This is a genomic window from Cobetia crustatorum, assembly GCF_000591415.1.
Taxonomy (GTDB): domain Bacteria; phylum Pseudomonadota; class Gammaproteobacteria; order Pseudomonadales; family Halomonadaceae; genus Cobetia; species Cobetia crustatorum.
This window is the reverse complement of record NZ_JEMF01000128.1, coordinates 1-12,479: the sequence shown is the minus strand read 5'-3', so window position 1 is coordinate 12,479 and position 12,479 is coordinate 1. Positions and strand designations below refer to the sequence as shown.

Here is a 12,479-nt window from a genome sequence, read left to right as displayed (position 1 = left end):
CCTCGTGCGAGAACCCAACGGCCAGCCACTTCAAGCCGCCCGATCAGGGCACTCGTGAATAAGGCGGGGTTAGCGCAAGTCAGTGATTGAGGTGCCCTTCTTCACGCTGAGACTCACTTCGCGCTGAGACTCAGGCGGATGGGGGTATTTCACCGGCAGTCATTCAGAGGTTTTATAGGCGAAGCCATCGATGATGTACGCTCGATCCAGGCAGAGATCACTCATGTACTCATCTTGCTGCTTGACGATTTGAACGTAATTCCCCCCACGCGCGACCGCCTTCTCCCTCAGTATAATGACAGCACCTTCATAATTCCCCTGAGACCCAAACAGGCCACACCCCCGTCCATGCCTAGCTGTTATCGGGCCTAGATTCCGGTATTTACCGCCAGGTGCGACATTCTGGATGTCAACCTCTAGCGTAGCCTGATGCAGGCCCGATGGCCCTGCAGTACAAGCAGAAAGCACCAGTGCAGAGACGGAAATCATTGCCATTCGTAACATAGAAATCACCTAATTAATGGCATATGATCCACATGTTAAATCAACACATCGTATAAATTCCTATAAACCTCCTATCTACTACCAGACGCAGAGTACAGCATTTTACTGACAATCCATACACACAATATTGGCCACTAACGTTAATCTTGAAATATCACGATGTAAATATCTCTTCATTACATAAATATTCTCATGAGTAATTCGAGATAATATAAACATTCATAAATGGTCTATTATTTACATCAAGCTGATTCATGTAACCTCTCAATATTAGCGACCAGATCCGTGAACCTTTCCCCCTGAATATGCACGTGGTCTTTCAGTGCCTGTTCAGCGGCCGCCGCATCGCCCGTTTCAATGGCGGCGACGATGGCTTCGTGCTCCACGAAGGAGCTGTGCATGCGGTGGCGCACGTGCAGCTGCAAGCGGCGATATGGCTTGAGGATCGCGTGCAGGCGCGTGGCTTCTTCCGTCAGAAAGGCGTTGTGGCTGGCACGGTAGAGGCAGTGATGAAAGCAGCCATTCTCGTAGTAGTAACCATTGGCGTCGTCGGCTTCCAGCCGCTCGCGGCAGGCGGCATGGGCGGTTTTCAGCTCGCTCAACTCTTGCGAGGTGATACGCCGCGCGGCAAGACGGCCACACATGGCCTCCAGTTCTGCCATGACTTCAAAGCGTTCGACCAGCTCTGAAATCCCCAATTGCGTGACGAAGGTGCCGCGCTTGGGCACGACCTTCACCATGCCGGAGGCCGCCAGCTGCTGGAGCGCCTCGCGAATCGGCGTGCGTGAACACTGGTACTCGCGGCCCAGCGCTTCGGGGTCAAGCTTGGTGCCTGGTGGAAAGCGCCCTTCGACGATGGCGTCTTCCAGCAGATCGCGCAGGCGTTGAGCATGAGACATCTTGATCATCAGCGGAGTCCTTTTACGGCGCCATACCTTCCGGCTATCCCTGTGACCAGCGCCCCTGGTCATCACGTCTGGCCATTCCGATGGCCGTCTTTCTCTATCTTGCCATCTCGCTATCGCATGACGTCTAGCTCATGACACCTGAACCGTGACATTTGAACCAGAACGTCTGGCCCATGACGACAAGGTAACTTTGGTCGTGTTCGGCAGCAACTGACTTGACAGTAACACACCAGACGCCTATCTGTTGTATACAACAAGACGGGACAAGATATATCAGCCCTCAGGTACAAGACTGCAAATGCCCCCTGAGACTCTGAATCCAATTCCGCCGCCAGCGCCGTGTGCTATTGATGGGTTAGCGGGTTCCACCTCGCTTCGTTGCTGCTCTAGCCATGTGCACCAAGAGGATACGCCGTGAACATCAATCTCAGTTTCCTGCAAGACCTGCTCACGCATGTCGGCAATCGCGCCCGTCATCAGGTGGGCCTGCCACCGAGTCAGAATGGCAACGAGAATCGACTCGCACGCCTGACCGACAACTGCCATCGCCTGACCGAGAGCAGCGGTGAAGCCTCGCGCATCATGATTGCGCAACGCGCCCTCGAGGATTATCAGGCACTGGATGATGAGGAGCGTTACGCCTTCTTCCAGCTGCTGGCCGATGACTACGCCGCCAACCCAGAGGCCATTCACGCGGCCTATGCCGAGTACCGCGAGTCACCGGACAATGCCTGCCTCGAGACGTTATTCGCGGCCTGCGAACCCAAGCGACAGTCACTGCTTCGTCGCCTTAACCTGTGTCCGGGTGGCACCTATGAAATCGTGCGCATGCGGGCTGATCTGCTCAAGGTCATCAAGGCGCACCCCGAACTCAAACCGCTGGATGCTGATTTCGCGCACCTGTTCGGCTCCTGGTTCAATCGTGGCTTCCTGATGCTGGAAGCCATCGACTGGAACACGCCTGCTGCCGTGCTTGAAAAGATCATCCGCTACGAGGCCGTGCATGCCATTCAGGATTGGAGCGACCTGCGAGGACGCCTCGACCCGGAAGACCGCCGCTGCTACGCCTTCTTCCACCCGGCCATCGGCGATGAGCCGCTGATCTTCGTCGAGGTGGCGCTGTGCAAGGGCGTGCCCAACAACATCCAGCATCTGCTCGCCAATAGCGGTCAGACCACCGAGCGCGAAGCCGATACTGCCGTCTTCTATAGCATCAGCAACTGTCAGGCGGGCCTGAAGGGAATTTCCTTCGGCAACTTCCTGATCAAGCAGGTAGTGCAGGAGCTACAACGCGAGCTGCCCAATCTCAATCGTTTCGTCACTCTCTCGCCAGTGCCCGGCTTCAGCCAGTGGCTCAGTCAGGCGCGCGAGGAAGAGGAGCTATCTGTCTCGGATGCACTGGCCGAACAACTCGAGAGCGATGATTGGACTAGCGACGAGACTGCCCAGCAGAAGATCGCGCCGGAGCTACGCTCACTGGCCGCGCATTATCTGGTCAACATCAAACATCGCAGCGGTCAGCCGCTGAATCCGGTCGCGCGCTTCCACCTCGGCAACGGCGCCAGTCTGCATCGCATCAACTGGCCCGGCGACACCTCTGCCAATGGCTTGAAACAGGCGCATGGCCTGATGGTCAACTACCTCTACGAGCCTGATCGCATCGAGCAGAACCACGAAGCGTTCAGCCGTAATGACACCGTGGCGTGCAGCAACGAGGTCAAGAAAGAGGCCAAGCAAGGGGCGAGCAACGTCGAAAAAGACAAGCGAGCAGTGGAGAAAGATACCAAGCGTATCGCGAAGAAAGATGCCAAACCGAGTGCCCGCGAGTTGGAGGCTTCTGACGAAAGATCCGACGAACGCTCTCAGACCAGCTGATCAATAGACGACTAGTGATCGATCAAACGCCAACGTTTTGCACCAATAACAACACGCCAATACCAGGAAGACGTCATGAACCAGAACCTTTATCAGCAGTTCGCCGTCAATTTCACGCAACGTGCCGATGCCCCCTTCATGAGCACGCCCGGCGCCCGCAGCTACACCTTTGATCAGGCACGTCAGGCAGCGGGTCGCATGGCGACGGTACTTCGTGAGTTGGGTGTCTCGCCGGGCGACCGCATCGCCGTTCAGGTCGATAAAAGCTGTGAAGCCGTACTGCTGTATCTGGCCAGTCTGCAGGTCGGCGCGGTCTACCTGCCGCTGAATACCGCCTACACCGGCGAAGAGATTCGCTACTTCCTGAGCGATGCCCAGCCGCATCTGTATGTCTGCCAGCCTGCCGTACTGGACACCGCCCGACAGCTTGCCAGCGAATGTGGCGTGGCCTGCGTCGAGAGCCTGGGTGATGCCAATGATGGCAGCCTGATGACGAAGGTGGCGACGGCCGAGATCAGCGCGGCTGTCGAACCTCGCAGTGGCGATGATCTCGCCGCCATCCTCTATACCTCCGGCACCACGGGGCGCTCCAAGGGCGCGATGCTCAGCCATGACAATCTGGCCTCCAACTGCCTCGCACTGGCCAAGACCTGGCGCTTCACGAGTGATGACCACCTGATCCACGCGCTGCCCCTCTTCCATACCCACGGCTTGTTTGTGGCCTGCAACATCGTGCTGACGGTCGGTGCCTCAATGACCTTCCTGCCCAAATTCGATGCTGATCAGATTCTTGACCTGATGCCTGACGCGACCGTACTGATGGGTGTGCCCACCTTCTATACGCGCCTGCTCGGCTCTGAACGCCTCAATCGCGAAACGACCGCCAACATGCGCCTGTTCGTCTCCGGTTCCGCACCGCTGCTCAGCGAGACACACAGCGAATTCAGTGCACGCACCGGCCATGCGATTCTCGAACGCTACGGGATGACCGAGACCAACATGAACACCTCCAACCCCTACGACGGCGAACGTCGCCCCGGCACGGTCGGCATGGCATTGCCGGGGACTGAAGTGCGCATCACGGACCGCGAAAGTGGTGCGACACTGCCGCAGGGCGAGACAGGCTTGCTTGAGGTCAAGGGACCCAACGTCTTCGTTGGTTACTGGAACATGCCGGAAAAGACTGCCGAAGAATTCCGCAAAGACGGCTACTTCATCACCGGTGATCTTGCCCTGATCGATGCCGATGGCTACGTCAACATCGTGGGCCGCGACAAGGACTTGATCATCTCCGGTGGCTACAACATCTATCCGAAAGAAGTCGAGCTGCTGATCGATGACCTGCCCGGCGTCAATGAATCCGCCGTGTTCGGCATCGCACACCCTGATTTCGGTGAAGCTGTCTGCGCGGTGGTCGTGATGCAGCCAGGCCAGCAAGACAAGGCCAGTGAAGCCAGCATTCTGGCGGCCTTGCAGGACAATCTGGCGCGCTACAAGCAGCCCAAGCGCGTGTTCTTCATCGATAGCCTGCCACGCAACGTGATGGGCAAGGTACAGAAGAAACAGCTGCGCGATGACTACGCCGGCCTGTTCAGTCCCGAAAAATCCGTCAGCGCTTGAGGGCTGAGCTGGTCTGAGCAGAGTTGATCTGTACTGATGATCCGGCTTGACCCAATACGCATCACAGCGCCCACCGGCATGGCGAATTCGTCCACTTTGCCATGCCGGTGATGCCAGTCCACTGCCACATCTACCTGACTTCCAATTTACGTTTGATTCGCAACACTCAAAAAACGCCACATGTCCTACGCCGCATTCGGCTTACGCAACACCCACTAACGCCACACATAATCACAACAACAATGAAGGTATCCATGCCATGGTGATTTACGGAGTTGCCCTGCTCGCAGGGTGCATGATGGCCGGTCTCGTGATCGGTGACATGCTCGGAGAAATTCTCAATATCGATTCAAATCTCGGCGGTGTCGGCATCGCCATGCTGCTGCTTATCTTCATCACTGGCGTGCTGAAAGAGCGCGGCAAGATGGCCGACAGTACCTCCAGCGGCATCAACTTCTGGAATGCGATGTACATTCCGATAGTGGTCGCGATGGCCGCCAGCCAGAACGTGGCTGCTGCCTTCAGCGGTGGCATGGTCGCGTTGGTAGCAGGTGTGCTCGCCGTGGTACTCGGTCTCGCACTGGTCCCTATCCTGACGGGCAAGCGTCCTGAAACCGCGCTCGATGACGCGGCAGATGATGCTATACGCCTACCAAGACCTCCGTCACGACCGGCGCGGCAGTATTGGACCGCAGCCGTCACGCGACACCGGCCACCAACACCACACCCACCCATCGCCAGTAAGGAGGCAGCATCATGATCGATTCCATCGTCCACCTGTTCGATAAATATCATCTGGTTGCCGCCTTCGCCGTCATCGGCCTGGCCATGTACGTGGCCTACTGGATCAGCAACAACCTGACGCGCGGCAAGCTGCACGGCTCGGCCATTGCCATCATCCTCGGCCTGATACTGGCCTATGTCGGTGGCATCAGCACTGGCGGCAGCAAGGGGCTCTCGGACGTCACGCTCTTCTCGGGTCTCGGCCTGATGGGCGGCGGCATGCTGCGTGATCTCGCGATCATCGCCACCGCCTACGGTGTCAACCTGAAAGAGATTCGCCAGACAGGCTTCAGAGGTGTCATCGCGCTGTTCGTCGGGGTACTGATCTCCTTCATCGCCGGTGCGGGTGTCGCCATCGCCTTTGGTTATACCGATCCTGTCGATATCACCACCATCGGTGCGGGCGCTGTCACCTACATCGTTGGCCCGGTCACCGGTGCCACGTTGGGCGCAAGCTCCGAAGTGGTCGCACTCTCCATCGCGGCAGGCCTGGTGAAGTCGATCCTGACCATGGTTGCCACGCCGATGACGGCGCGCCTGATCGGGCTCGACAATCCGCGCTCCGCGATGATCTTCGGCGGGTTGATCGGCACCACCAGTGGCGTGGCCGCTGGCCTTGCCGCTACCGACGCCCGCCTGGTGCCCTACGGCGCGATGACGGCCACCTTCTACACCGGCCTGGGCATCCTGCTCGCCCCGACGGTGTTGTTCCTCGCGGTACGTGCGGTGATGTAAGCGCTTCTGACACGAGTGGCAATGACACAAGCCGCTCTGGTATAAGCCGCTCTGACACAAGCAGCCCTGAAGCAAAACGACGGCGGCATCAGCCAGGACGAAGAATGTCCCATGCTGATGCCGCCGTTTGCTTTCACTCTCTACTCCATTTCACTGCTTACGTTGTTCAGCTCATGCATCCGCGATCAGCGTGGCCTCAACAATCGCTCCATCACTGCCCGCGCGGCAGGCCACATCACGCTGCCGTGGTCTTCGCCCTCGAACAGCCGCCACTGGACGGCTGCCTGCGGACAGTGCTCGCGCAGATGGCGTGCATGCTCATGTGCGTTGTCGATCATCGCGCGCTCGGTCCGCAATCTGTCACGCTCAGGGTCCTGTCGCCTGGGCTGCGGCGATTGCTCGCGTCCACCAGCCGCAATGTACACCGGGCCCGCCGCCTCGGAGCAGGCAAGACGCAGCGGCCAGCTGGCCGGGTCATTCTCCTGCCGCCACCACAGTGAAGGGCTGATCGCGAAGATGGCCCCGAAGGCCTCGGGTGCCTTCTGCTGGGCATGGAGCGCGAACAGGCCGCCGAGTGAGTGGCCGACCAGTGCGGGCCGCTCGAGATCGAGCGGATAGCGTGAGGCCAGTTCTGGCGGCAATGATTGCGTCAGGTAGTTGAGGAATTCTGACCCACCGCCCGTCCTCTCTGGTGCCGTGCCGGTGGTGAGCGGTGGCGTGAAATCCTTGAAGCGTGCTTTTGAGATAAAGGCTCTGTCAGGGCCGCGACCGCCACTCCCCGCATAACCGACCGCGACGATGGCGAGATCTGACGGCGCCTTGTCATAACCACGACGTCCCAATATGTCGCGCGCTGCCGTGAACAGATCCAGGTGGCGATTGCCATCCAGTACCATCAGCACTGGGTAGCCTCCTTGCGGGGGGGCGACCTTGGGTAACGCTACCTGAATCAGATACTCCTGCCCCGTGGTGCTGGAATGCTGGGTGAAGGAGGTCGTGGTGCCTGGCAGCGCGTCATTGTCAGCAGCGTGAGTCATGGCAAAGGCCGGCAGACTGACAGCGCCGGATGTCAGCATGATGAGTCCCCATGCCTGTACTCTTGTGAAGAGACGTGTAAATGGCCGTGGGAATAACCGCGTGCGCACTCGCAATCCGATTCTCATGTTCAGAACTCATACTTCATGGTGGCAACGGCGCTGGCCGGACGTCCCACGAAGTTGAAGACACTGGCGGAACCGGCGCGCACATAATATTCACGATCGAACAGGTTGTAGACGTTGAGCTGGCCACTGAGTTTCGGCGTGAACTGATAGCCCAGCATGGCATCGAACACGGCATAGCCCGGTGCCTGGATGGTGCCCTGGGTGCTTTCGAAATCGCTCAGCGCCGTCATGCCGGCACCGACGGACACGCCATCCAGCAGGTTGCCCTCGAAGCGATACTGGGTCCACAGATTGACCATGTTGTTGGGCATCAGCATCAGCAGTGCATCGGAGCTGCCGGCCTCCAGCACCTCGGAGTCCATGTAGGTGTAGCCGAAGATGACATCCCATTGCGGCGTGATGTTGCCGGCCAGCTCAAGCTCCGCACCGGTGATGCGCATCTTGCCGGAATCCACCGAATAACTGACGCTACCGTCGGTCGAGGAGGCAGCGCGGTGGCTATCGGTCAGCTGGAAGCCACTGATACGCGCATTCAGTGCGCCATCCAGATAGCTGCCCTTGATCCCGATCTCGTATTGCTCGCCTTCGCGCGGATCGATCAGGTCCCCATCCTCGCCTTCGCGGGTCTGTGGCTCGAAGACTCTGGAGTAGCTGGCATAGAGGGAGTGGTCGGCGTCCAGGTCATAGACGAGTCCGCCGTAGGGCGTGACGGCGGTGTCCTGCATGTCGCTGCTGCCGCCATTGAGCTTGTCTTCGGTCTCGGCCGAGAACTGACTGACGCGCGCGCCCAGTATCACCGCCAGCGGTGCCACGGGACGCAGTGTCACCTTGCCGTACAGGCCCTGCTCTTCCAGGGTGGTCTCGGTGCGCGACAGGCTGTAGCCGCTCACGCCATCACGGGCATTGCCGAGTATGTCGACATAGGCCAGGCTGTTCAGCTCGCTGATGCTGGCGCTGGAGCCGGTCAGGTTGCTGGTGCGCGCCGCGGTGGTATCCGATTCCGATGTCTTGTAATCGACCCCGACCACGAATTCGTTCTGGTTACCGAAGGCATCGAAGCCCTGGGTGTAGCTGGCATCCACGCTCACCGAGGTCTCATCGGTGAAACCGGCATAGCCCGCGACACTGCTCAAGTCGCCGGTATCGCTCAGTGCCGAGCCGCTGTAGGCGTATTCGTAATCCGCATTGCGATCACTGTAACGCGCCGCCAGTCGGCCATAGCCGCGTGAGCTGAAGCGGTGGGTCAGCTCGGCGATCACATCGGTGGCATCACTCTCGAAGCTGTTCCAGTCTGCGCCGTAGAATGCCGAACGGCGGCCATAGCTGAAGTTGTTGTCACCATCGACCGGCTGACCCTGATTGACGGTGATGTCCTTGGTGTTGTGGATCACCCCCAGTGACAGCTCGGTATTCTCGTCGAGGTCGACATCCAGCGCGCCATAGAAATCATTCAGCGTGTTGTCGTTGTCATCCACCCATTGCGCCTGCTCGGTGGAGCGGGTCACCAGGCGTCCGCGGATACGGCCCTGCTCATCGATGGGCCCCGAGAGATCGACACTGACGCTTCGGTCTTCCAGCGTACCGACACTGCCGCTGATGGCGCCCTGGAAGGTATCGGTCGGGCGCTTGCGCACCAGATTGATGACCCCGCCCAGCTCACTGGTGCTGTTGAACAGACCCGATGGCCCACGCATGACCTCGACCCGGTCGATGGCAGTCAGGGATGGCACCGAGCCCGTCAGACTCGACATCGGCGCCGACAGCCCGTCGATGCTGTAGGCATCGTATTCATAGCCGCGCGCGAAGATCGAGGAACGACCGCTGTCATTGTTCAGCACCCGCACGCCCGGCGTACGCGCCGCCAGCTGATCCAGGGTGATGAAGTTCTGGTCCTCGATGGCGTCATGGGTCACCACGCTTACCGACTGCGGAATGTCGCGCAGCGAGGCCGGCACCTTCGAGCCCACCGTGGCAGCGTCAACGCTGTAGCCGCCGCTCTGCTCACTGGACGCCATGTCATACAGGCGCAGCCCCGTCACCCGCTGGGTATCCAGCACCATCGTCGCGTCTTCCGCCTGTGCCGGCAGACTGACCAGCACCACCCCCGCCCCGATCATCAAGCGACGCGTGCCTGCCCCGCACAGACCGCGTCCCCGTACCGTCACCTTCTTCATCGTGTCCCCTTGGCTCACCTGGCTATCGCTACTAATGATAATTATTTGCATCTGTGTGACTGACGGGGCATTTTGGCACTCCATGACGACAAAAACCTTTGCGGGACCCTCCCTGATGTTTGCAGGTGCGACAAGATGAGCCTTACTCCCCCTCCCGGCCTCCCCAGCTCTCACACCTCGGCAGGCGCACGCCACCGGATCATCGAGCTCGATCACGTGCACCGCATGGCGCGGGCGCTGACCAGCGACCACCAATGCCAGCCCGCCGAGGGCCAGTCAGCCGATGGCGCGCTGATCGGCAACATGCAACTGCAGGAAGTGCAGCCAGGCCTATTCATGCGCCTCAACCGCATCCGCAAGCGGGCGGATCTGATGATTCGCTCCCGCATCGAGCCATCGCTGAAGATCGCGGTGGTATGGCGTGGGGAGCCCAGGGTCAGTTTCGGGCCACAGCACCATGCGCTGAAGCCGGGCCGTGCGCTGTGCATCGCCCTCGATGAGCCCACCGAATTCCGGCTGCAAAGCCCCAAGGGGGCTTATGAGCACAGCGCCATCCTGACGCTGACGCCAGCCTGGCTGACGTGGCATCTGGGAGTCTCAAGCGCCAGCGAGGTGATGCCCGAGGCGCGGCATCTGGCCCATTACCATTGGCAACCGTCTACGCGTCTGGTCGAGCGCTTGGAGGAATTCAGTCGCCAACGGCCGGGAACGCTGGCGCTTAGACTCGGTATCGAGTCAGTGGCGCTTGAGGTGATCAGCGAGTGCCTGGCGGCCAGACCGGCCCAGGCGGATGACAGCGCACAGCGCAGCCTGCAGGACACGTCAGAATGGAAGGCGAGGCTCGAGGACTGGATCTCCAGCGGGGAAGTCGCCTATCTGAGTCAGGCGGAGATCGCCGCCCGGCTGGGCATGAGCGTGCGCCAGTTGCAGCGCCGTTATCGCGACGCCTACGGCCAGACCATGGCGCGGGACCTGAGGCGGCGGCAGTTGCTCCGTGCCGCTCACCTGCTGCAGGACCGCAATGTCACGGTGGAGGCCGCCGCCGAGATGGCGGGGTATCGCAGCGCGGCCAATTTCGCCACCGCCTTTCGCCGCCAGTTCGGCGTGCCGCCCAGCCAGCGGCCTGTCGTGACGGTGTGAACGACGCATGGACCTGGAGATGCCCCGTTGCTAATGTTGATCGGCATCACGGCCCGCGTCATGCCTGCCGGTTGCGGTAGTACCTGAACGGCACACGGCTCGAATCAAACGGCACGAACGAAAACAGCACGAACGAAAACAGCACCACACAACAAGATCTTCGCCACGCTCTCGCACAAGGACACTGCCATGTCAGTCGACAACATGAAGCTGGAATCGCTCGCCCTGCATCACGGTTACACCTCGGAAGCCACCACCAAGGCGGCGGCGGTGCCGATCTACCAGACCACCTCCTATACCTTCGATGACACCCAGCACGGCGCGGATCTGTTCGATCTCAAGGTGCCGGGCAATATCTACACCCGCATCATGAACCCGACCAATGACGTGCTGGAACAGCGCATGGCGGCGGTGGAAGGCGGCATCGCGGCATTGGCCGTGGCCTCTGGCATGGCAGCCATCACCTACGCCATTCAGGCATTGGCTCAGGTCGGCGACAACATCGTCAGTACCAGCCAGCTATATGGCGGCACCTACAACCTGTTCGCCCACAGTCTGCCGCGCCAGGGCATTGAAGTGCGCATGGCAGCGTTTGATGATTTCGCCGGACTTGAAGCACTGATCGATGACAAGACCAAAGCGGTGTTCTGTGAGTCCATCGGCAACCCGGCAGGCAATATCGTTGACCTGCAGCGTCTAGCTGAGATTGCACACAAATACGGCGTGCCATTGATCGTCGACAACACCGTCGCCACGCCGGTACTGTGCCGCGCCTTCGATCACGGCGCCGACATCGTGATCCACTCGCTGACCAAGTACATTGGCGGCCACGGCACCACCGTGGGCGGCATCATCATCGATTCCGGCAAGTTCGACTGGGTCGCCAACAAGGACCGCTTTCCGATCCTCAACGAGCCAGACCCGTCCTACCATGCGTCGTCTACACCGAAGCCTTCGGCCCGGCCGCCTATATCGGTCGCTGTCGCGTGGTGCCGCTGCGCAATACCGGCGCCGCACTCGCCCCGCACAGTGCCTTCCTGCTGCTGCAGGGGCTGGAGACACTCGCCCTGCGCATGGAACGCCACTGCAGCAATGCGCTCGCGCTGGCCGAATATCTTCAGCAGCATCCGAGTGTCAGCTGGGTCAACTACGGCGCCCTGCCGGACAGCCCCTATCACGCCACCTGCCAGAAGATCACCGGCGGCAAGGCCTCCGGCATCATCAGTTTCGGCATCAAGACGGACGCGACAGGGGCCGATCAGGCTGAAGCCGGGCGTATCGCCGGCGGCAAGTTCATCGATGCGCTGCAGATGATTCTGCGCCTGGTGAATATCGGTGACGCCAAGTCGCTGGCCTGCCACCCGGCCTCCACCACCCACCGCCAGCTCAACGAGGAAGAACTCGCCATGGCCGGTGTCTCGGCGGACCTGATTCGCATCTCGGTGGGGATCGAGCATATCGACGACATCATCGCCGATGTCAGTCAGGCGCTGGACAAGGCGGTGGCCTGACGCGAGGGCGGCTCCCAAGCGACATTCAGACCCCGACCAGGCCGCCTCAGCGACACATCAGCGACA

General features: G+C 60.1%; 8 protein-coding genes and 1 pseudogene. 6 read left to right on the top strand and 3 right to left on the bottom strand.

Annotated elements, in window-relative coordinates; genetic code table 11:
- Positions 1-746 precede the first annotated feature (746 nt).
- Positions 747-1,412 carry a GntR family transcriptional regulator gene (locus BF12_RS0117695; protein ID WP_024953419.1) on the bottom strand — a complete coding sequence of 222 codons (666 nt, stop codon included), beginning with the start codon at positions 1,410-1,412 and terminating at the stop codon, positions 747-749.
- Between the two features lie 420 nt (positions 1,413-1,832).
- On the opposite strand from BF12_RS0117695, the gene BF12_RS0117690 reads away from it, so the two are divergent.
- The 4 genes from BF12_RS0117690 to madM all read left to right on the top strand — a co-directional run bounded on the left by BF12_RS0117690 (position 1,833) and on the right by madM (position 6,425).
- Positions 1,833-3,287: a malonyl-CoA decarboxylase gene (locus BF12_RS0117690; RefSeq protein ID WP_024953418.1), complete on the top strand. Its 1,455-nt coding sequence runs from the start codon at positions 1,833-1,835 to the stop codon at positions 3,285-3,287.
- A 75-nt stretch (positions 3,288-3,362) separates the two neighbouring features.
- On the top strand, positions 3,363-4,907 hold the full coding sequence (locus BF12_RS0117685; RefSeq protein WP_024953417.1) for a malonate--CoA ligase: 1,545 nt from the start codon (positions 3,363-3,365) through the stop codon (positions 4,905-4,907).
- 259 nt (positions 4,908-5,166) lie between these two features.
- The gene (madL, locus tag BF12_RS20920; RefSeq protein ID WP_024953416.1) at positions 5,167-5,667 is read left to right on the top strand and encodes a malonate transporter subunit MadL; all 501 of its coding nucleotides are present in this window, start codon (positions 5,167-5,169) and stop codon (positions 5,665-5,667) included.
- Positions 5,664-6,425, top strand: coding sequence for a malonate transporter subunit MadM (madM, locus tag BF12_RS0117675; RefSeq protein WP_024953415.1), 762 nt, complete (start codon positions 5,664-5,666; stop codon positions 6,423-6,425). The genes madL and madM overlap by 4 nt, the downstream gene beginning before the upstream one ends.
- Before the next feature lie 185 nt (positions 6,426-6,610).
- Here madM and BF12_RS0117670 read toward each other — a convergent pair whose 3' ends face one another.
- Both BF12_RS0117670 and BF12_RS0117665 read right to left on the bottom strand, forming a co-directional pair.
- On the bottom strand, positions 6,611-7,501 hold the full coding sequence (locus tag BF12_RS0117670) for an alpha/beta hydrolase (RefSeq protein ID WP_024953414.1): 891 nt from the start codon (positions 7,499-7,501) through the stop codon (positions 6,611-6,613).
- An 89-nt stretch (positions 7,502-7,590) separates the two neighbouring features.
- Positions 7,591-9,762, bottom strand: coding sequence for a TonB-dependent siderophore receptor (locus BF12_RS0117665; RefSeq protein WP_024953413.1), 2,172 nt, complete (start codon positions 9,760-9,762; stop codon positions 7,591-7,593).
- A gap of 135 nt (positions 9,763-9,897) precedes the next feature.
- On the opposite strand from BF12_RS0117665, the gene BF12_RS0117660 reads away from it, so the two are divergent.
- Positions 9,898-10,902, top strand: a complete 1,005-nt coding sequence (locus tag BF12_RS0117660) for a helix-turn-helix transcriptional regulator (RefSeq protein ID WP_084488213.1) — start codon at positions 9,898-9,900, stop codon at positions 10,900-10,902.
- Positions 10,903-11,106: 204 nt separating this feature from the next.
- Positions 11,107-12,413 (top strand): annotated as a pseudogene (locus BF12_RS20915) (O-acetylhomoserine aminocarboxypropyltransferase/cysteine synthase family protein).
- Positions 12,414-12,479: the final 66 nt, after the last annotated feature.

What these genes read in the sequence shown, in the direction of transcription:
- BF12_RS0117695 (WP_024953419.1), bottom strand. Translation starts at nt 1,412, where the DNA reads ATGATCAAGATGTCTCATGCTCAACGCCTGCGCGATCTGCTGGAAGAC.
- BF12_RS0117685 (WP_024953417.1), top strand. Translation starts at nt 3,363, where the DNA reads ATGAACCAGAACCTTTATCAGCAGTTCGCCGTCAATTTCACGCAACGT.
- madL (WP_024953416.1), top strand. Translation starts at nt 5,167, where the DNA reads ATGGTGATTTACGGAGTTGCCCTGCTCGCAGGGTGCATGATGGCCGGT.
- madM (WP_024953415.1), top strand. Translation starts at nt 5,664, where the DNA reads ATGATCGATTCCATCGTCCACCTGTTCGATAAATATCATCTGGTTGCC.
- BF12_RS0117670 (WP_024953414.1), bottom strand. Translation starts at nt 7,501, where the DNA reads ATGCTGACATCCGGCGCTGTCAGTCTGCCGGCCTTTGCCATGACTCAC.
- BF12_RS0117665 (WP_024953413.1), bottom strand. Translation starts at nt 9,762, where the DNA reads ATGAAGAAGGTGACGGTACGGGGACGCGGTCTGTGCGGGGCAGGCACG.
- BF12_RS0117660 (WP_084488213.1), top strand. Translation starts at nt 9,898, where the DNA reads ATGAGCCTTACTCCCCCTCCCGGCCTCCCCAGCTCTCACACCTCGGCA.